This window comes from Microbulbifer maximicatervae (SeqCode), from assembly GCF_052467505.1.
The window spans coordinates 4024648-4044086 of the sequence record NZ_CP174313.1; the positions used below are offsets into that span (position 1 = coordinate 4024648).

The window sequence follows — 19439 nt, forward strand, 5'->3', positions numbered from 1 at the left end:
ACCCAATGGCGGAACTCAGCACACTGGCCCGGCCCTACGCTAAAGCTGCATTCTCTTATGCGCAGGAAGCCTCCCACTTAGGTGGTTGGAGCACTGCGCTGAGCACTGCGGCAGCGGTCAGCCAGAACGAAAAAGTGCGTGAGCTGCTGGATAATCCCCAGCTCACCAGTGAAGAGCGCGCAGATAAATTCCTGTCGATCTGTTCAGACGAACTCGGCGAGCACGGAAGGAACTTCATCCGGTTGCTGGCGGAAAACAACCGCCTGCAGCTGCTGCCGGAAATTTCCGAACTGTTCGAAGAGCTGAAAGCGCAAGCGGAAGCCACCCTCGAGGTGGAAGTTGTTTCCGCGCACGCCTTGAGCGATGCACAGGCGCAAGCACTGGGCCAAAAGCTCAGCGCGAAGTTTGAACGCGAAATACATCTGCACAGCTCGGTGGACGAGAGCCTGCTGGGCGGCGCGATCATCCGCGCCGGTGATACAGTCATCGACGGTACCGTACGCGGCCGTCTGGCCAAGCTCGCCGAGGCGATGAACTCCTAAATTACTCTCCCCGTTGGTGTTAGCCAGCGGGGACTTGAGGAACAGAGCATGCAGCAACTGAATCCCTCTGAGATCAGTGAAATCATCAAGAGCCGCATCGAAAATCTCGATGTGAGCACTGAAGCCCAAAATGAGGGCACCATTGTTTCCGTATCCGACGGCATCATCCGCATCCACGGCCTGGCCGATGTGATGTACGGCGAGATGATCGAGTTCGAAGGCGGCGTTTACGGTATGGCGCTGAACCTGGAGCGCGACTCCGTTGGTGCTGTAATCCTGGGCGACTACAAGGCGCTGGCTGAAGGCCAGAAGTGTCGTTGTACCGGCCGTATCCTGGAAACCCCGGTTGGTCCAGAACTGCTCGGCCGCGTTGTAGACGCGCTGGGTAACCCGATCGACGGCAAGGGCCCGCTGAACAACAAGCTGACCGACGCGGTAGAAAAAGTAGCGCCTGGCGTTATTGCCCGTCAGTCCGTTGACCAGCCTGTACAAACCGGTTTGAAAGCGGTTGATACCATGATCCCGATTGGCCGTGGCCAGCGTGAACTGATCATCGGTGACCGTCAGATTGGTAAGACTGCTGTGGCGATCGACGCCATCATCAACCAGAAAGGCACCGGCGTTAAGTGTGTCTACGTTGCCGTGGGCCAGAAGCAGTCCTCTATTGCCAACGTAGTGCGCAAGCTCGAAGAGCACGGCGCTATGGATCACACCATCGTAGTAGCCGCTGGCGCCGCCGATCCGGCAGCGATGCAGTTCCTGGCTCCCTACGTCGGCTGTACCATGGGTGAGTACTTCCGCGACCGCGGTGAAGACGCCCTGATCGTATACGATGACCTGACCAAGCAGGCTTGGGCCTACCGTCAGATCTCCCTGTTGCTGAAGCGTCCGCCTGGACGTGAAGCCTACCCCGGTGACGTTTTCTACTTGCACTCCCGTCTGCTGGAGCGCGCCGCGCGTGTAAATGCCGACTACGTAGAGAAGTTCACCAACGGTGAAGTGAAAGGCAAGACCGGCTCTCTGACCGCCCTGCCGATCATCGAAACCCAGGCCGGTGACGTATCTGCGTTCGTACCGACCAACGTGATTTCCATTACCGACGGCCAGATCTTCCTCGAGACCGATCTGTTCAACTCCGGTATCCGCCCAGCGATCAACCCGGGTATCTCTGTATCCCGTGTAGGTGGTGCAGCGCAGACCAAGGTGATCAAGAAGCTGTCCGGTGGTATCCGTACCGCTCTGGCTCAGTACCGCGAACTGGCGGCATTCTCCCAGTTTGCCTCTGACCTGGACGAAGCTACCAAAGCCCAGCTGGATCACGGTGAGCGCGTAACCGAGCTGATGAAGCAGAAACAGTACTCTCCGCTGTCTATCGCGGACATGGCTGTTTCCGTTTACGCCGCCGACAAGGGTTACCTGAAAGAAGTAGAAGTTGCCAAGGTTCTCGATTTCGAAGCCGCCCTGCTCGCTTATATGAACAGCGAACACGCAGAGCTGATGGAGAAAGTGAACAGCACTGGTAACTACAACGACGAAATCGACGCAGCTTTCAAAGCCGCTATCGAGAAGTTCGTCGCTACTAGCAGCTGGTAAGAACTCCCTGGAGAGCGCGAAAGAGCGGCGTGTCCGCTCTTTCGGAATCTAACTTCCAGCGAACAAGGTAAATCACTATGGCAGGCGGAAAAGAAGTACGCACAAAAATTGCCAGCATCAAGAGCACGCAGAAAATTACTGCCGCAATGGAAATGGTTGCAGCCAGTAAGATGCGTAGGGCTCAGGATCGCATGGCACTGGGGCGTCCCTACGCCCAGCGCATACGCGCAGTGATCGGCCACGTCGCCAACGCTTCGGCCGAGTACCAGCATATTTACCTGCAAGAGCGCGAGGCCAAGCGGGTCGGTTTTATCCTGGTATCCACTGACCGCGGACTCTGTGGTGGCTTGAACGTCAATATGTTCAAAGCCGCTATTCGCGAGATGCAGGCGTGGTCCGAGCAGGGTGTCGACGTCGAAGTCTGCGCGGTAGGTAACAAGGCGGCCAGTTTCTTTAATGCCATCGGCAGCAAGGTTGTCGCAGCGGTGCGCGATCTGGGCGATGCGCCCCAGGCCAACCAGCTGATTGGCTCAGTTAAGGTAATGCTGGACCGTTACGCAGAAGGCGATATCGATCGCCTGTTCCTGGTATCCAATGAGTTTATCAACACCATGTCCCAGAAGCCGCAGGTTGAGCAATTGCTGCCGCTGCCGAAGGACGAAGATGAAAAACTCATGCACGAGTGGGACTACCTCTACGAGCCGGATCCGGTTGAATTGCTGGATGGATTGCTGGCTCGCTACATCGAGTCCCAGGTATACCAGGCAGTAGTTGAAAACAAAGCCTGTGAACAGGCAGCGCGTATGATCGCGATGAAGAGCGCCACCGATAACGCCGGTGAGCTGATCGATCAGTTGCAGCTTGTCTACAACAAGGCGCGCCAGGCGGCCATTACCCAGGAACTGTCCGAAATTGTCGGCGGTGCGGCGGCGGTTTAATCCGCTGCCAGTAATGGTCAGCCTAGAAAGAATTTAAAGCTGAGGATCCGGAAATGAGTAACGGGCAAATTGTGCAAGTGATCGGAGCGGTCATCGACGTGGAATTCCCACGCGATTCTGTTCCGAATGTATACGACGCACTGGTGGTTGAGGACAAGAACCTCACCATGGAAGTGCAGCAGCAGTTGGGTGACGGCGTGGTACGCGCTATTGCCATGGGTTCATCCGAAGGTGTCAGCCGCGGTCTGTCCGTGCGCAATACCGGCGCTCCGGTTTCTGTACCGGTTGGCCTGGAAACCCTCGGTCGCATCATGGACGTGCTCGGCAACCCGATTGACGAGTGTGGCCCTATCGGTGAGAAAGAGCGCTCCTCTATCCACCGCGCTGCGCCGACCTACGAAGAGCAGTCCAGCTCTACCGAACTGCTGGAAACCGGCATCAAGGTAATCGACCTGGTTTGCCCGTTCGCCAAGGGTGGTAAGGTTGGTCTGTTCGGTGGTGCCGGTGTAGGTAAAACCGTAAACATGATGGAACTGATCAACAACATCGCTACCGAGCACTCCGGTCTGTCCGTGTTCGCAGGTGTTGGTGAGCGTACCCGTGAAGGTAACGACTTCTACTACGAGATGGCTGAATCCGGCGTTGTTGACCTGGAAAATAAAGCCAACTCCAAAGTGGCGATGGTTTACGGCCAGATGAATGAGCCGCCCGGCAACCGTCTGCGCGTAGCCCTGACCGGCCTGACCATGGCGGAGAAATTCCGTGATGAAGGTAAAGACGTACTGTTGTTCGTCGACAACATCTACCGCTACACCCTGGCCGGTACCGAAGTATCCGCACTGCTGGGCCGTATGCCTTCTGCGGTAGGTTACCAGCCGACCCTGGCGGAAGAGATGGGCGTTCTGCAGGAGCGTATTACCTCCACCAAGACTGGCTCTATCACCTCTATCCAGGCGGTATACGTACCGGCGGATGACTTGACTGACCCGTCTCCGGCGACCACCTTCGCGCACTTGGACTCCACTGTAGTACTGAGCCGTGATATCGCCGCTAAAGGTATCTACCCGGCTGTTGACCCGCTGGACTCTACCTCTCGTCAGCTGGACCCACAGGTAATCGGTCAGGAGCACTACGAAGTGGCTCGCGGCGTACAGTCTGTACTGCAGCGCTACAAAGAGCTGAAGGACATCATCGCGATCCTGGGTATGGACGAGCTGTCTGAAGAAGACAAGCAGACCGTAGCCCGCGCCCGTAAGATCGAACGCTTCCTGTCCCAGCCGTTCCACGTTGCGGAAATCTTCACCGGTGCACCAGGTAAATACGTTTCCCTGAAAGAAACCATCCGTGGCTTCCAGGGCATCCTGAACGGTGAATATGACCACATGCCGGAACAGGCCTTCTACATGGTGGGAACCATCGACGAAGCTGTGGAAAAAGCCAACAAAGCCAAGGGCTAATCGAGAGAGGCATATACTATGGCCATGACAGTACATTGTGACATTGTCAGCGCCGAGCAGTCTCTCTTCTCCGGGCTGGTAGAGATGGTGATTGTGAGCGGTATCGAGGGTGAGCTGGGTCTCTCCTACGGTCACGCCCAGTTGCTCACCGCTCTGAAAGCCGGTCCGGTGCGCATCATCAAGCCCGGTGGTGAAGAGGAAGTACTGTTCGTCAGCGGTGGCTACGCCGAGGTACAACCTAATATGGTGACTATCCTCGCCGATGTAGCCGAACGTGAGATTGATGAAGACGCCGCGCAGAAGGCCCGCGAAGAAGCGGAACACGCCCTGCACAAGGCGCCGTCTGAAGTCGACTACGCGCGCATCTCAGCCCAGCTGGCCGAAGCCGAAGCGCGTCTGCGTACCCTGCAGGCAATTCGCAAGGCGGCCGGTAAATAAACAGTTCTTACTTTCTCGTAAGGCCTGTTTCCAGGCGACAAAAAAGCAGCTTCGGCTGCTTTTTTTATATCTATTTTTTCGAGTGGCTCTTATTAAGTGAAGGGAGGTTAGCTTTCCCGTCTATATATGTGCCATTACTCCTCTACATCAAAGAGCATTAATGTTGAAAACCTCTATTAGAAACTACTTATTAATAACCTTCCTGATGTACTTAATGGTTGGATGCGGAGGGGGTTCTTCTTCAGGGGGCAACGACTCTTCGATACCGAAAGAGGAAACCGATAGTGAATACCCAAGCGCAAGTATTATCTTTCCCGCTAGCGACGGGCTATGGAGTGATAAAGAGCAGCTGGTTGTGCGTGGTAGTGCAAATGATAATGTTGGTGTTGCCAGGGTATCAGTAAATGGAATTGACGCAACATCGGATGATAATTTTGCAACCTGGCAAGCTGAAATAACGCTTGAGGAAGGCTCTACAACTAGTATTAATATTGAGGTAACAGATGTTAATGGGAATACCTCCCCAGATGCTGCCTCAGTGAGTGTTAATAGCTATGACGGGTTTAATAGCTACAGATTTTGCGGTCCGTTGGCATTTGATAGCGATAGAAATCTAGCGTATGCCTTTAACCCTACTAGGGTATTAAATCTGGAAAGTATGCAGGAAGATTATATTTCCTCAGAGCTCTCCGATGTGGTCGGAGCTGAATTTGATGATAGAACGGGTAATTTCTTAATCATCCAAAATGACCAATTAATTTCTGTCGATCGTGAATTTAATACCTTAAATATCATTTCCGAGTCAGGAGATGATTCAATGTCATTTGGGAAAAGACCACAAATTACTATTGATATCAGTTCTGGTGATATCTATGTGCTAAATTATTTTCCAAGTTATTTAGTAAAAGTAGATCCCATTACCGGTGAGCGTGAAAAAATATCCTCTTTTAATTATGAAGACGGAAGTTCAGTAGGCTATTTCAATCAGGGGTTCGAAATTGTCGACGGACGATTTTTTGTTGTAAGTGAAGATGGATTACTGGAGTTAAATCCTGCTACCTGGCAGGCAACCGAATTATCAGGAGTGAGTGTAGGCTCGGGAGAGTCTCTACAAAACTTGACAGGCTTAACGATTGATCTAGAAGTCAACTTAGCCTATGCCACTGATACCCATAGCAGATTGATTGAGATCGACCTAATTAGTGGTGATCGAAAGCTAGTGTCGTCAGAATTAGACATCGGCGATGAAAACCTCAATTTTGATGAAGCGAAGAATGGTATCATTGATACGGGTGATTCAATTCTAATTAGCGCATGCTCAACAGGGCATATTATTTTGGTTAATAAGCAAAATGGAAGCCGAATACTAATATCAAAAAAAATAAGAGGAAAAGGTCCCCTACTCTCAACAAACTCGGGCCTTATATATGATGAGTACAATCAAAGACTTATTCTACTCAATCATAGCTATGCAGAATCCAGATACTCTAAATTTGAATATGATGATATTCACCAAGTAATAGCGATAGATCCACAAACTGGTGATCGGGAGATTATATCTGGGCCTAATAATGGAGAAGGGCTAGTCGAGGGACACTTTCAAGATTTGGCAGTAGATAGTCGAAACGGAAATATCTACGTCCAAGAAATAAATTCTCAAAGTATAATTAAAGTAGATCCAGCAACAGGAGAAAGATCGGTTATTTCTGGTCCTGGTATCGGTGTTGGAGAGAATTTTACTGGCCTTACAGGACTATCTATAGATACTACTCGAGATAGAATACTCGCTATTTCTAGTAGCTCACTGATATCGATAGATTTGCAGTCTGGAGATCGAACTGAAATTAGTTCTTTCCCCGATATGGGGTTATGGTATCCAAACCATATATCAATAAATTTAGAATCCACAGAAATATATATTTCAGATATTCATGGGAAAGTTGTTGGGTTTAATCTGGAAAATGAAATAACAAAAATCATATCAAGTAATGAAATTGGTGCTGGAGAAAGTGTTTATGAATTAGGGGAATTGGCGTATAGCAGTGAAGGTAATCTAATATATGTAGAAGATTACAATCACACAGAAAGCGATGATGAACCAATTAACATCGAGCTTTTGGCTATAGATAGAGAAACTGGAAATAGAACCCTGCTTTTAAGTGTCATACAACAAGAGTGGGAGGATATGCTGCTTACTCCAGCAGTAGATCAAGCTAAAAATGTTCTGTATGTCTCTATGCCAAATCGAGGCGTTGCTGTTTTTGATATTGAAACAAAACAGTATCTAATGGTGTCACAATAATTTATTTAGCAGGTATAAGCTATATGAGCTAATACCTGCATACAAAGGACGATAAATAAAATAACTGTCTCACTTGATAGTTAAGTTCACATATAAAATAAAAAGCTATATAGAGTACCTTGTTGCTACACTAACTAATGAAACTTTATGGATTCATATTAAAGATGTTTTCAACGATGAAGCACTTGGCATTTGGCGTATTGATTTTCACTTTTGTTGTTTTATATGCTCTTTCTAAAAATACACATGCTGAGGGTAGCCCCCCTACTTTGGGCGCTAACTTGAAGCAAACAGAACGCATTTTTTTGCATGGAAACATTGTGTCATCGACAACTATAAATCCGGGTAATATCGTGCCAGAGCACCTAACGGATTTTGGATTCTTTCATTCCGGTTGGACAATAGATGAAATTGCTCAAGTTGCGTCATTCACCACTTTTGTAGACGTATATTACTATGACATAGATATAATGAAAGAAGCCAGAAGTCATGGATTAAAGCTTTGGATACAACTAGCACCTATATTTTTTGATGGTTATCCTACCTATAGGAAAAGAGAGGATTATCTTGAACGCTGGGAAAGAGCAAAGAGGCAGTTAGAGCCATTTAGCGATATTATAATGGCCTTTGACCCGCTAGATGAACCATTTTATCGCTCAAAATTAAGTAACATAACGCTTAAGCTCTATCTTGAAGAGATCGCTCAACTAGTTAAAGATAGTTTTCCAAAAGCAAAAAGAGCAATTACATTTATGAATGAAACGGTCAGAAAATCACGTTTTGAGGAAATGGTACCAAAAAAATATAATCTATTTGCTGTAAATTATTACGTGGGAGTAAGTTTTCAAAATAAGATAGTCGAAAAACTAATGACAAGAACATCACATTTAGATGTAAATTATTATCTTATCCCGAGAGCTTTTAAAACATCGAATAGAGCCTTCGGTAGCATTACAGAGCCACAATTAATTAGCCAGGCTAGGCAAGCTTATGACTTTGCGATAGGAAACCCCAAGGTAATTGCCATATACCCTTTTGTTTGGGAGAGTATGTTTGGCGATGGTGAAGAGTACTACCTTGGGGTTGATAACCTAAATCGAATACAAGAAGAATACCGAAAAATAGGTAACGCGATATCAAGTTCTAGATGAACTATTTTCTATTTCCCATTATATATGTGCTATGTATAGCCCTGTCATCACCGAGTACCTGAAGTGCAAATAATTTCTCTTCGAGGGTTCTAGCCGACTTCATTCTAAATTTCATTAAATCGGTGGATTTTAAATCAATTACGATAAAATCAGCTTCCTTACCCTTCTCAAAACTCCCGACTTTGTCATCAATATCTAATGCCTTGGCAGATCCCAACGTAGCAAGGTAAAGTGCTTTTAATGGAGAGAGGGTTTTCACTCCGGTGTTATTGCCGATGGATTTTTGTAGCTGAATCACCTTATAGGCCTCATCCATAGTCTCTAACATCGAGAAACTGGTGCCAGCTCCTACATCGGTTCCCAGGCCCACACTAACATTGATTTCTTCAGCTCTATTAAGCGGGAATAATCCGCTCCCTAGAAACAGATTAGACGTTGGGCAAAAAGCTATAGCGCTACCTACTGAAGCCATACTTTCCATCTCTTGGTCATCCAGATAAATACCATGAGCAAACACTGAGTGGTCCCGATTTAATCCATATATGTTATAAACATCAAGATAACTGTTTGCTTCTGGGAACAATGATTTTACCCAATTAATTTCATCCTTATTTTCGGAAACATGGGTATGCATATACACATCGGGATATTCATCTAGTAACTTAGCTGCCTGCTTAAGCTGTTCAGGAGTACTTGTCGGGGCAAATCTTGGAGTAATGGCATAGCTCAATCGATCCTTATTATGCCAACGTTCGATTAGCTTCTTGCTATCGGAATATGCACTTTCGGGCGTATCTTGCAGGTATTCTGGAGCATTGCGATCCATCAGTACCTTGCCTGCAATTAGTCGCATGTTTTCCCGTTGAGCAATTTCAAAGAGAGCATCTATAGACTCTGGGTGAACGGTACCAAATACAAGTGCTGATGTTGTGCCATTCTTTAGCAACTGACTAATAAAGAACTCTGCAACTTCCTTCGCGTGTTCTTTGTCGGAAAATTTACTTTCAGTTGGAAAGGTGTATTCTTTAAGCCACTCTAATAATTGCTCGCCATGAGCCGCAATCATCCCCGTCTGTGGATAGTGAATATGAGAATCAATAAAACCGGGAAGTATTAACTTGCCGCGATAATCTACAATCTCTGCTTCTTTTTGTTTTTCCGAAATTTGTTGTTCAGAAATTATCCCTGCAATTATTCCATCTTTGACAATTAATCCGCCATCCTCAATATATTCATAAGCTTTATTGGTCTTCGCCGGGTCGGCTGTAAAATGAAGTATGTCACCTTGAAATATAGTTGTCTCTGCATAAACAAAGTTGCTAGAAGCTGAGAGTAATAAAAATAATTTAACTATGTTGGACTTTATACTGCTGCTTAGGGATAAAGTTTCGACCACCATTTCACTCCGTTAAAACAATAAGCAAACCTATATATTTAGCATTTGAAAGATAATGTGACAAATTTATTTCGGTACTCTCTAGAAGAACTGGAATACAAAACAACAAATTAACTTATATATTGAGTAATAACCTGCTTGAAAATACAAAAATTTGATTTGTATATTTTGTATTTGGAAAAAACTTAAGTAATTACATCTAAACTTGTACTTAAATCCAGATTGAAGGCTCTCAATCCATGTTTAAACACCCAGATCACGTAACAGTAGTTGTTACGAAATTAGAGGAAAGTGTCAGTTTTTTTGAATTGCTGGGTTTTGAGCTTCTACTCAAAAATTATCTAACTGGCGAGAAAGCGTCACGGTATCTCCAGGTGGATAATGTAGAAGCAGATCACTTTACGATGGTACTAAAGCAGTCATCTCCGAAATTTGAGATACAGCTACTTCACTACCGAAATCCAGTGGTTAAAACTAATCCATCACTAATTGACTTGGCAAGGCCCGGTTATAACCATCTGTGTTTAAAGGTAGATAATTTGAATGAAGCTTTAGAGTATTTATCGAAGCAAGGAATTAGTACAAGAAGCGGAATATTGGAGTATCAAGATAAAAAATTAGCTTTTCTCTTGGGGCCAGAGAATATAACTGTTGAATTAGCCGAGTGAATTATCCAAGTAAATAGATAGTACTTTTACTTAATAACTTGACATGTAAATCTCTCGAAGAAATGATACTTGCCTAGCTAAAATTTATGTCTCCACATAATTTCGAGATATTGACATGGCAAATGAAATCATCTTTTATACGAATCCTCAGTCGAGAGGCTGTATTGTTCGATGGATGTTAGAGGAGATATCAGTACCCTATCAAACCAAAGTACTTGAATATGGCGAAGACATGAAATCGCAAGAGTATCTTGCTTTGAATCCCATGGGGAAAGTTCCAACACTAGTGCACGACAACAAAATAATAACTGAAGCAGCAGCAATATGTGTCTACTTGGCAGATGTATTTTCTGATTCAGGTTTGTCTCCGATAAATAACGAAGAGCGTGCCAATTATTACCGATGGATGTTTTATTCGGCTGGACCTCTGGAGTCCGCCATTGTGAATAAATATATCTTTGATGAAGATGTGGCTAAAGATAAACAGCAAATGTTGGGTTACGGTAATTATAAATTGGCACTAGATACGCTTTCTAGTGCAATTAAATCAAACCCGTATATTGTTGGAGAACGTTTTACAGCAGCAGATGTATATATTGGTGCACAGCTGGGGTGGGGGTTACAGTTTGGAACTATAGATAAGCGTGAAGAGTATCAGGAGTATGTAACTCGTTTATCTCAGCGTAAAGCATTTCAACGAGCTCATGAACTTGATGCAGCTTTGGAAAAAGACATGAATATAAGTCCCGCTTAAATTTAAGTATAGTTTGAACTAAAAGGTCAGAAATTATACTTCTGACCTTTCTAATTTATCCCAAATACTAGTTTTCAACTAAAAATTCCGCTTTTTATTTGCCGAACAGCTCTGTTGAATCGAAAACGATCATTTCTGTCTATAGAAGTATTTTCATCCATCATATGCTCATAATCACTTTCAACTACTTTGAGATAATCTAGTGCTTCATCTTTATCCCCCTTCATTGCAATAAGATATGAGCGAGATAAGCACATTCTTAATTTGTGAGCATCTGTTAGATGTTCTTTAGGATGATTATCGTGGAGCTTCAAGCATTCCTCTAGGCTAGCTTCGGTGAATGGGTCGTATTCAGCTACTTCCTTAGGAATTGGTTTTTTACACTTATAGATTGAGCTTGAAAATACTTGCCCATACCAGTCGAAATAATCTTCAAGATATCCCATGGTTACTTTAATCCATGGTAAACGATCAAAGAAAAAATCCTGATTAATGAAAAATGATTCGCGCTCAATAAGCTTTGGCATAAACTCTGCTGAAACATGTTTATTTAGGTCCTGAGTTTTACATACATCAATAAAACAAATTTCAATTGGATTATCAGGCCAGGAAAACTCATTAAAATCACCGATATTTAGTTCAATCAATGACTGAAATGGAGAAATACTATTTTCTAATATTGGAACAAAAGATTCACCAAACTTATAGGTCAGTGAGTCACACTCCCAAACACGATCCGAACCATTTGCAGGTTTAGGTAGAAAACCCAATTCATAACTACTAATAGGCTTACTATTCAATATATTTGAATTTATGTTGTTTGAAAAATTTGAATTACTCATCAATCCATGCGCGAGAGAAACTACAGAAGCTCCCATAAAGCTTCCTGCATCAACAATATATCCTTTTTGCTGGAAATTTTTTGACGCCAATGAATAGAGTAATTTGCGTTCCGCAATCGAAACCATTCCTGGCGTCTCAAATACGCTCTGGGGGACTTCAGTTTTAGAGAATGATATTTCTGGGTGTACATAACAACCCCTTGCAATTTCCGCATCTTCAATTTCGTACATTATTTTGCTCCGGAAAGAAAATTAATTACTTAGCGTAAGCTACACAAAAAACAACATTTGTCTTCATTTCATCCAGTGTAATATCAGGAATTTCTTCTCTTACTCTGGTCTCTATTTCCGGAGTTAAACGTTCTAAAACATTACTATGTGAAGGCTGTAGTTCCCAGGTATCGATATTAAAATACTTACGTGTTAATGCGCGTAATTCATCGATTCGAATGCGATTTAGATGTGTGTGTAAATAGTGGTCGTGTGGCAAATGGCGAACAATATTAATATGGTTCCAATCACAAAACTTAAGATGATCTGGATTCCCTTCATCCAAGACTGATGGATTATGAGGAGGCATATGGTGCCCACTCCAGCCATAAAAGTTGTGATGCAGAAATATAATTTTCCCTCCTTTGGTTAACAACCCCGCAATATCTTCAAACACACCTTCTATTTCCAATAGGTGCTCAGTGACATTGTGTAGGCAAACCGTATCAAAGGTTTTTATACCGACGAGATCGCGGGTAGAGCACTGGCGTAGATCAATATCCGGGATCAAATCCATGATGTCCTGGCCGGACATTGGAGCGTTAACCCACTTTCTTATCCTTTTATTGCGAACTCTCCTGGAGTCTAAAGACATTGCAGGGTCTACACCGGTATAACTATTTGCCCCAGCACAGAGGTAGCCCATGGCATAGCCGCCAAAACCACAACCGACATCTAAAACATTGCACCCTTGTACATATTTATGTAATTTTCTTGGCCATGAGCAGTAGCCGAGTTCAACGGCACTAGTGATGAGATCCGAATCAAAATTCTTTAGTGCGTGGCGTATATTAGTGCAGTTGTGGAAAAATGCGATTTTAGCCTGTAATTCATGATTGTCCCAATCTTCTAAAGGTTCTATTTTCTTCAGTTGTTTTGCTGCCTTTGAGCGGGAAAGTTTTGAAAATGCAGGGTGAGACCGGGAAGTGTCTAAAATTTCAATCGCTTCTCTGGCATTATTTTCGATTCGTATTAGTTTGACTTGGTCAAAGACTTTCAGAGCTCGTTTATGTTCTGGGTTACACTTGATTGCTATTTTTATATCTTTTTCAGCTTGATCTATGTCTCCTTTAGCTATATTTAGCATAGCGGAGATTATTCTCATGCCTACATGGTGTGGATGTCTTGAGATGAAGGTCAGCGCATACTTATCACAATTTAGAATCGAACCATTTTTTGATTCGGCATAGCACAGAAAATAAGTAGCCGGATGAAAAGGGTTGAGATCGGCAATTGGACGCAATAACTCTCTCGCCAGGTCTATTTCTCCAGCTAATGCAGCTTGCTTCCCTTGTTCAAAGTTATCCAGCTGATTGATTTCTAAAGTAGACATTTAATTTTCCAAGTAATGGTAACCAGGTTTTTTGGCGTGGATATTGACTTGCATGCTGCAAATAGGTGCAGTTGCGCTCGATTTAAATCAAATATAATAAGATTGCTTATTATTGAGTACATGCTCGCAGCTAGCACTGATTTTCTTAAGCTATGGAAATATTCATAAATGTGAAAGTTGGAGCTGTCAAATAATAAATTTATTTTCTCTGAGAAAACTATTCAAGGTGCAATCTATAAAAGTTGGCGCGGATGCTAACTCGTATAATCGGTAAAGGTGGAAAGCCTGTGTTATAAATTGGATTTTGTAAGATTCACGTTATCCAATTAAGCAGCAGACGATAACACCTCAACCCTGAATAAATTGATCTGCCAACGGCCTGGTTGGCAAAACTTGTGGAGGTGGCTCTTTGAAACTGATAATAGTCGGTGGCGATGGCTTTTGTGGATGGCCAACCTCATTACATCTGAGTAATTTAGGTCATGAAGTTATTATTATTGACAATTTTTCTAGAAGAAAAATTGATAGTGAGCTCAATGTAGAATCATTAACACCGATTCGAGAACTGAAAGAGCGTATTGATACCTGGTTTGAATTAACGGGAAAGGTTATTCGCTTTGTCGAGTTGGATGTTTCCCAGAAATTTAACGATCTTGTAAATCTCCTAGAGGAGGAAAAGCCAGATAGTATAGTCCATTTTGGTGAGCAGCGCGCTGCGCCCTATTCGATGAAAAGCAGCGCTACTAAAAATTATACGATCGCTAATAATATTTGTGGTACCCATAATATTCTCAATGCGATTGTAGAGACGCAGCTTGATATTCACTTGGTTCACCTCGGTACAATGGGAGTGTATGGTTACGGCCATGAGGAGCCCATACCAATACCTGAAGGTTACTTGGATGTAAAAATAGAGACAGTTGATAATCGTCAAATTTCAGACTCTATCGTTTATCCGCCTAATCCCGGCTCCATTTACCATATGACCAAGACGATGGATTCGCAGATGTTTCAGTATTATGCGAAAAATGACAGGCTTCGTATTACTGACCTTCACCAGGGGATTGTTTGGGGAACGCAGACTGAACTCTCTAGTTTGGATGAGCGTTTGATAAATCGTTTTGATTATGACGGGGACTACGGCACAGTCCTAAATAGATTTCTAATGCAAGCGACTGTCGGTTTCCCACTGACTGTTCATGGCACAGGTGGTCAAACTCGCGCATTTATCCATATCTCTGATACTTGCAAATGTATTGAGCAGGCACTTTTACATCCACCGGAGCTCGGTGAACGGCCACTGATTCTCAATCAGATGGCGGAAACGCAATCACTTTCTGATCTTGCACAATTAGTTCAATCACTGACAGACTGTGAAATAAGTTATCTGCCAAACCCGAGGAAGGAGGCAGAGAGAAATGATCTCAATGTAAAAAATGATTTACTTCGTTCATTTGGATGGCAGCCGATTCTTATTAAAGATAGTCTTCTACAAGAAATTACAGATATAACAATGCAATATCAAGATCGGGCTGATCATACAAAAATACCTTGCGTTTCTTATTGGACAAAGGGTAATAAACTTGCCGATATTTCCTATCGGGAAAAAACTAGTGAAGTTACTGAAACCATTTCCTAGTGGGTAGCTTTAGCTATGTCTACGCGAATCCTTATTACTGGTGGATGTGGATTTATAGGTTCAAATTTAGTCAAATATCTCAGTACTTTGAGTTTATATGACGAAATTTTAGTTTTAGATAATGAGGTCACTGGCACTACCGCAGCATTAGCCGGAATACCTCACCAATTTATTAGAGGAGATGTTAGAAATCAACGGGATATAGATGAAGCTGTAAAGCAAGCTGATGCTGTTATACATTTAGCTGCAGATACACGTGTTATTAATTCAATAAATAACCCCGTCTATAATTTTGAAGTAAATGTACAGGGGACTGTCAATCTTCTGGAAGCAATGCGAAGGTATGAGGTTAAACATCTCATTAATGCTTCTACAGGTGGGGCGATCATTGGAGAAGCTGATCCACCAGTACACGAATTAATGCCAGTGAATCCCGCATCGGCTTATGGTGCGTCTAAGGCTGCAGCAGAGGCCTACTGTTCTGCATATTCTCAAAGTTATGGATTATCAATAACTTCTTTACGATTCTCTAATGTTTATGGTCCGCTTTCCTTTCACAAAGGAAGTGTGATAGCAGCCTTTATTAAAAATATTCTGAAAGGACAGGTCTGTGATGTCTACGGAGATGGCTATCAGACTAGAGACTTTATTTTTGTAGGCGATCTCTGCCAGGGAATAATTAGGGCTCTGGAAAAGAGAGAAAATGGGGTATTTCAGCTGGGTAGCGGCCAGCCGACGTCAATTAACGAAGTAATTAGTTTACTAAGGGATGTCTCGGGCTGCCATGAAGATCTTGAAATAGCTAACCACCCTTTCAGGGCAGGTGAAGTGCGCCATAACTATACGGATATTACTAAAGCAAAACAGTACTTGGGCTTTAGGCCTGAGGTATCATTAAGGGACGGTATTCAAATTACATGGGATTACTTTGTCAATAAGGAGGATGTTCTGAAGCCTAGCCTCTCGCAGAGGGCCCTACAGAATGCAGATTGACAAATTTTCAGTAGAATCATTCCCTGATTTAAATACTTATGCAGGTTTTGAGTCGGACCAGAAGCTCAGAGTTTGTATAGCCACAGAAGAAATCCTAGGTCCGGTGAGAAATGGAGGGATTGCTTCAACCTACTATCACCTAGCGAAAGGACTGGCAGGACATGGGCATGAAGTACATGTGCTCTACTTAAAAGGTGAAACAGTTGAGAATGAAACACCTGAGTATTGGGTTGAGGAATATTCCAATTTTGGTGTTTCACTGCACTATTTGGTGCACACGGATGAAACAATAATTGGCCCCTCACAGAGTTGGCAGCGACGATATAGTGCGGCATACCGCTGGTTAATTGGACAGAGACGTTTTGATGTTATCCACACTTCCGAATGGCGAGGTGGATTAATTTATGCGTTGATGGTTAAGAAGTTGGGTTTGGCGTTCAAAGATACATTATTTATTGTAAAGACATCGTCCCCGCACCTCTGGAATCGTCATTATCAAATGCAGCCATTGGTAAAAAGGGAGCTGTTACCAGCGAGTTTTGCTGAGCAGAAATGTGTTGAATTTGCCGATATGGTAATTGGTGGTAGCGCACATCTACTTTGCTTTATGCGCTATGTCGGCTATAAGCTGCCAACATCAACTTATGTTCAGCCAAATATTCTCGATTTTTCCGAAGTTCCCGTTGATGATAAACGCATTAATCGACAGCCTGGTGATGTAGTTCGCACTAACGAATTGACCTTCTTTGGTCGTTTGGAAATGCGGAAGGGATTGGAGCTCTTTTGTACCGCTCTGGATTTACTTGAGCGGACGGGGAATTGTCCTACCAGAGTTAATTTCCTAGGTAAATATGGTGAAGCCTTACCTAATCAAAACAATGAGAAGGTTGCGGACTATATTGAGAGAAAAGCATCTACTTGGAGTTTTGAAGTCAATTGCATCACAGATTATAACCAGCCGGAAGCTCTCTCGTTTTTATGTTCCAGGGATATGATAGCGGTAATGCCCTCCCTGATTGAAAACTCCACCATGGCAGTATATGAAACACTAGAGAATAATATTCCTTTTATTGCAACGCGAGTAGGGGGAACTCCAGAGCTTATCGCAAAAGAAGACCATGAAAGTTGTCTTATCGCACCCTACGCATTTGAGCTTGCGAAAAGGCTAGAAGAGGTACTGAAGAGTGGGCATAGGATTGCACATTCCAGTTTTGATAACAATTATAACCTTCAAGTTTGGTATGGTTTTCATGCCTACTTAGCAGATCTTTTTAAGCAGTATAGTGGCGCTGAAGCGATCACCAAGATTACAGGCTCTCCCACCTTAACAACTTCTAATGAGATGGAGTTACCGACCCTAGAAGTGGTTGTTCTATTGCGGGATACTGAGAGTGTTATGGAGTTTTCTGAGGCACTTTTAGTTGATAGACCCGACTCCATCAAATTTTTATTAATTGATCCCTATCTTGAAAATATTGCTGAGAGAGCTTCTAACTTTCTATTGGAAGCCGGTCTCAATTGTAGTTTGGTGGATTTCATTGGATTTCCAGCAGGGATTGCACTGGCAAAAAGTCTTTCTGAAAGTACTCTAGATGCTTGCATTCTCTGTGACGGTACATCCTCTCGGTTAGGTGGAAAATTTTGTGGTGAGTTACGCAAAACTCTTCAAATAAATCATGAATTCATAATCACTAGCTTTTTATCTCTACCTGAAAACAAGGTGGTAATGCCGATAGGTGTAGATATCGTGTCTGAGATCAGCTTTGGAAATGCTATAGGCACAAATATTATTTGTATTCCAAAACTGGTATCAAGCAAGGTGGGGTCAATACTCCCTTATGATATTCGCTACGGTTTGGTACAAGAATATATTTTAAGGGCGAACAAAGAATTTGGGTTTGAATTGATGGTTATTCCTGAGTGCCATCTTCGAAGCGATTACTATTTAGAAGAACTGGAAGAATCTCGAAATAACGCTAACTCCGTCTATCTTCGCTCAATGCCGTTGATTGAAAATGATAATATTGCCTATCGTAAACTAGCCCTTCTTCCTTCAGCTCAGCCTATTGGAGCTAAATTAAGACCAGCACTTTATCGGGATAAGAATCGTTTGGATGAGGAACCTGTGTGGCTTTTACATGCCGACCGGCCTCGTAAAATGAAAAACCGTAATCCGAGGGTGGTTGTAGGTTTGGACGAGAGAAATTCCCATTTGCTCTGTGTAGCCAAAGGTTCGGGAAATAGGCAATTAATCGTTAATGGCGAGCCCCAGTCAATTTCTTTGGAGCTACAAGATAATGAACTTACTTTACATAGATTCCCAATTCCAGATAAATGGGAAGAAGGTGAAAAATTTAATATTAAGTTTCTGTTAGAAGATCAAGAAATGACTTATACCCGTTTTATAAGGGTTATAAAACTTTCTAAAAATGTATTTGCAGCTATCTCTGGGAGTCCAATACTTAATGAGGTAGCTGTTGAGGAGATATTTAACCAAAAATATACCTGGAGTTTCTTCTCTAAATCGGAAAATAACACACCTGAAAATATTCAAGAGATAGATACTGAAGATACCACTTTATATGGGCAAGATCACGCAGAGGCAGGAGAGTTTGTAGACAAGGATTATACAGTAGAAGGTAAGGATGAGCCTGAACATGATATTGCAAAAATTATCCATGAGCAGGGAAAAATCAATGAAACTGAATTTAAACCCAAGTTTAGTTTTCAGGCTGTGATTCAAAAATCAGGTACTACCTTGCAACGTATATTTAAGGGATATACTGGCTCACCTATTAAGGGGTCAATTCCACCACGAGAGCTTTTTGCACTCGATCCACGGGTTCTTGAGGGATGGGCATGGGATAGAAGCAATATAGCTAAAAATTTAGTGATTGTCTTAGAGGTGAACGGAAACATTGTAGCTGAAGCCACGGCGAATCGTTATGTGGAGCGTTTCGGTACTCGAAACCCGAAACTAGCTTGGTATGGATTCCGGTTCTCATTAACCCCTGAAATAAAGCAGGAAAACTCAGAGATTACCGTACGTGTTAAGGAAAATGGACTTGTCTTACGAAATGGCCGATTGCGTTATCTTAAACAAATGTTAGTCGCGATCTAAGG

At 43.5% G+C, this 19439-nt stretch carries 15 protein-coding genes; 12 read left to right on the forward strand and 3 right to left on the reverse strand.

The window, feature by feature from the left end; translation table 11 throughout:
* The first annotated feature begins 5 nt into the window (after positions 1 to 5).
* The 7 genes from ACJJIN_RS17730 (at position 6) to ACJJIN_RS17760 (ending at position 8421) form a co-directional block, all read left to right on the forward strand.
* Positions 6 to 542, forward strand: a complete 537-nt coding sequence (locus tag ACJJIN_RS17730; protein WP_108735091.1) for a F0F1 ATP synthase subunit delta — start codon at positions 6 to 8, stop codon at positions 540 to 542.
* A 48-nt stretch (positions 543 to 590) separates the two neighbouring features.
* On the forward strand, positions 591 to 2135 hold the full coding sequence (gene atpA, locus ACJJIN_RS17735; protein WP_108735090.1) for a F0F1 ATP synthase subunit alpha: 1545 nt from the start codon (positions 591 to 593) through the stop codon (positions 2133 to 2135).
* A gap of 77 nt (positions 2136 to 2212) precedes the next feature.
* Positions 2213 to 3073, forward strand: a complete 861-nt coding sequence (gene atpG / locus ACJJIN_RS17740) for a F0F1 ATP synthase subunit gamma (RefSeq protein ID WP_444895613.1) — start codon at positions 2213 to 2215, stop codon at positions 3071 to 3073.
* Positions 3074 to 3126: 53 nt separating this feature from the next.
* Positions 3127 to 4530 (forward strand): F0F1 ATP synthase subunit beta, encoded by a 1404-nt coding sequence (gene atpD, locus ACJJIN_RS17745; protein WP_282930574.1) that lies wholly within the window; start codon positions 3127 to 3129, stop codon positions 4528 to 4530.
* Between the two features lie 18 nt (positions 4531 to 4548).
* Positions 4549 to 4968 carry a F0F1 ATP synthase subunit epsilon gene (locus tag ACJJIN_RS17750; RefSeq protein WP_108735087.1) on the forward strand — a complete coding sequence of 140 codons (420 nt, stop codon included), beginning with the start codon at positions 4549 to 4551 and terminating at the stop codon, positions 4966 to 4968.
* A 160-nt stretch (positions 4969 to 5128) separates the two neighbouring features.
* Positions 5129 to 7270: a hypothetical protein gene (locus tag ACJJIN_RS17755; RefSeq protein ID WP_444895614.1), complete on the forward strand. Its 2142-nt coding sequence runs from the start codon at positions 5129 to 5131 to the stop codon at positions 7268 to 7270.
* A 176-nt stretch (positions 7271 to 7446) separates the two neighbouring features.
* On the forward strand, positions 7447 to 8421 hold the full coding sequence (locus ACJJIN_RS17760) for a hypothetical protein (RefSeq protein WP_444895615.1): 975 nt from the start codon (positions 7447 to 7449) through the stop codon (positions 8419 to 8421).
* Between the two features lies 1 nt (position 8422).
* Here ACJJIN_RS17760 and guaD read toward each other — a convergent pair whose 3' ends face one another.
* Complete coding sequence (gene guaD, locus ACJJIN_RS17765) at positions 8423 to 9820, reverse strand: guanine deaminase (protein ID WP_444895616.1); 1398 nt, start codon at positions 9818 to 9820, stop codon at positions 8423 to 8425.
* A 236-nt stretch (positions 9821 to 10056) separates the two neighbouring features.
* Here guaD and ACJJIN_RS17770 point away from each other — a divergent pair, with 236 nt between their 5' ends.
* Together ACJJIN_RS17770 and ACJJIN_RS17775 are read left to right on the forward strand one after the other, a co-directional pair.
* Positions 10057 to 10485, forward strand: coding sequence for a VOC family protein (locus ACJJIN_RS17770; protein ID WP_444895617.1), 429 nt, complete (start codon positions 10057 to 10059; stop codon positions 10483 to 10485).
* A 115-nt stretch (positions 10486 to 10600) separates the two neighbouring features.
* Positions 10601 to 11239, forward strand: coding sequence for a glutathione S-transferase family protein (locus ACJJIN_RS17775; protein WP_444895618.1), 639 nt, complete (start codon positions 10601 to 10603; stop codon positions 11237 to 11239).
* 74 nt (positions 11240 to 11313) lie between these two features.
* Here ACJJIN_RS17775 and ACJJIN_RS17780 read toward each other — a convergent pair whose 3' ends face one another.
* Together ACJJIN_RS17780 and ACJJIN_RS17785 are read right to left on the reverse strand one after the other, a co-directional pair.
* Positions 11314 to 12312: a hypothetical protein gene (locus ACJJIN_RS17780; protein ID WP_444895619.1), complete on the reverse strand. Its 999-nt coding sequence runs from the start codon at positions 12310 to 12312 to the stop codon at positions 11314 to 11316.
* 25 nt (positions 12313 to 12337) lie between these two features.
* Positions 12338 to 13684 (reverse strand): methyltransferase, encoded by a 1347-nt coding sequence (locus ACJJIN_RS17785; RefSeq protein WP_444895620.1) that lies wholly within the window; start codon positions 13682 to 13684, stop codon positions 12338 to 12340.
* 409 nt (positions 13685 to 14093) lie between these two features.
* On the opposite strand from ACJJIN_RS17785, the gene ACJJIN_RS17790 reads away from it, so the two are divergent.
* From ACJJIN_RS17790 to ACJJIN_RS17800, 3 genes are read left to right on the forward strand one after another with little or no spacing between them, the layout of a single operon-like run.
* Positions 14094 to 15323, forward strand: a complete 1230-nt coding sequence (locus tag ACJJIN_RS17790) for an NAD-dependent epimerase/dehydratase family protein (RefSeq protein WP_444895621.1) — start codon at positions 14094 to 14096, stop codon at positions 15321 to 15323.
* A 15-nt stretch (positions 15324 to 15338) separates the two neighbouring features.
* Positions 15339 to 16316, forward strand: coding sequence for an NAD-dependent epimerase/dehydratase family protein (locus tag ACJJIN_RS17795; protein WP_444895622.1), 978 nt, complete (start codon positions 15339 to 15341; stop codon positions 16314 to 16316).
* Positions 16306 to 19437, forward strand: a complete 3132-nt coding sequence (locus ACJJIN_RS17800; protein ID WP_444895623.1) for a glycosyltransferase family 4 protein — start codon at positions 16306 to 16308, stop codon at positions 19435 to 19437. The genes ACJJIN_RS17795 and ACJJIN_RS17800 overlap by 11 nt, the downstream gene beginning before the upstream one ends.
* Positions 19438 to 19439 lie beyond the last annotated feature (2 nt).

Coding starts and splice junctions, on each gene's coding strand:
- ACJJIN_RS17730 (WP_108735091.1), top strand. CDS start 6: ATGGCGGAACTCAGCACACTGGCCCGGCCCTACGCTAAAGCTGCATTC.
- atpA (WP_108735090.1), top strand. CDS start 591: ATGCAGCAACTGAATCCCTCTGAGATCAGTGAAATCATCAAGAGCCGC.
- atpG (WP_444895613.1), top strand. CDS start 2,213: ATGGCAGGCGGAAAAGAAGTACGCACAAAAATTGCCAGCATCAAGAGC.
- atpD (WP_282930574.1), top strand. CDS start 3,127: ATGAGTAACGGGCAAATTGTGCAAGTGATCGGAGCGGTCATCGACGTG.
- ACJJIN_RS17750 (WP_108735087.1), top strand. CDS start 4,549: ATGGCCATGACAGTACATTGTGACATTGTCAGCGCCGAGCAGTCTCTC.
- ACJJIN_RS17755 (WP_444895614.1), top strand. CDS start 5,129: ATGTTGAAAACCTCTATTAGAAACTACTTATTAATAACCTTCCTGATG.
- ACJJIN_RS17760 (WP_444895615.1), top strand. CDS start 7,447: ATGAAGCACTTGGCATTTGGCGTATTGATTTTCACTTTTGTTGTTTTA.
- guaD (WP_444895616.1), bottom strand. CDS start 9,820: ATGGTGGTCGAAACTTTATCCCTAAGCAGCAGTATAAAGTCCAACATA.
- ACJJIN_RS17770 (WP_444895617.1), top strand. CDS start 10,057: ATGTTTAAACACCCAGATCACGTAACAGTAGTTGTTACGAAATTAGAG.
- ACJJIN_RS17775 (WP_444895618.1), top strand. CDS start 10,601: ATGGCAAATGAAATCATCTTTTATACGAATCCTCAGTCGAGAGGCTGT.
- ACJJIN_RS17780 (WP_444895619.1), bottom strand. CDS start 12,312: ATGTACGAAATTGAAGATGCGGAAATTGCAAGGGGTTGTTATGTACAC.
- ACJJIN_RS17785 (WP_444895620.1), bottom strand. CDS start 13,684: ATGTCTACTTTAGAAATCAATCAGCTGGATAACTTTGAACAAGGGAAG.
- ACJJIN_RS17795 (WP_444895622.1), top strand. CDS start 15,339: ATGTCTACGCGAATCCTTATTACTGGTGGATGTGGATTTATAGGTTCA.
- ACJJIN_RS17800 (WP_444895623.1), top strand. CDS start 16,306: ATGCAGATTGACAAATTTTCAGTAGAATCATTCCCTGATTTAAATACT.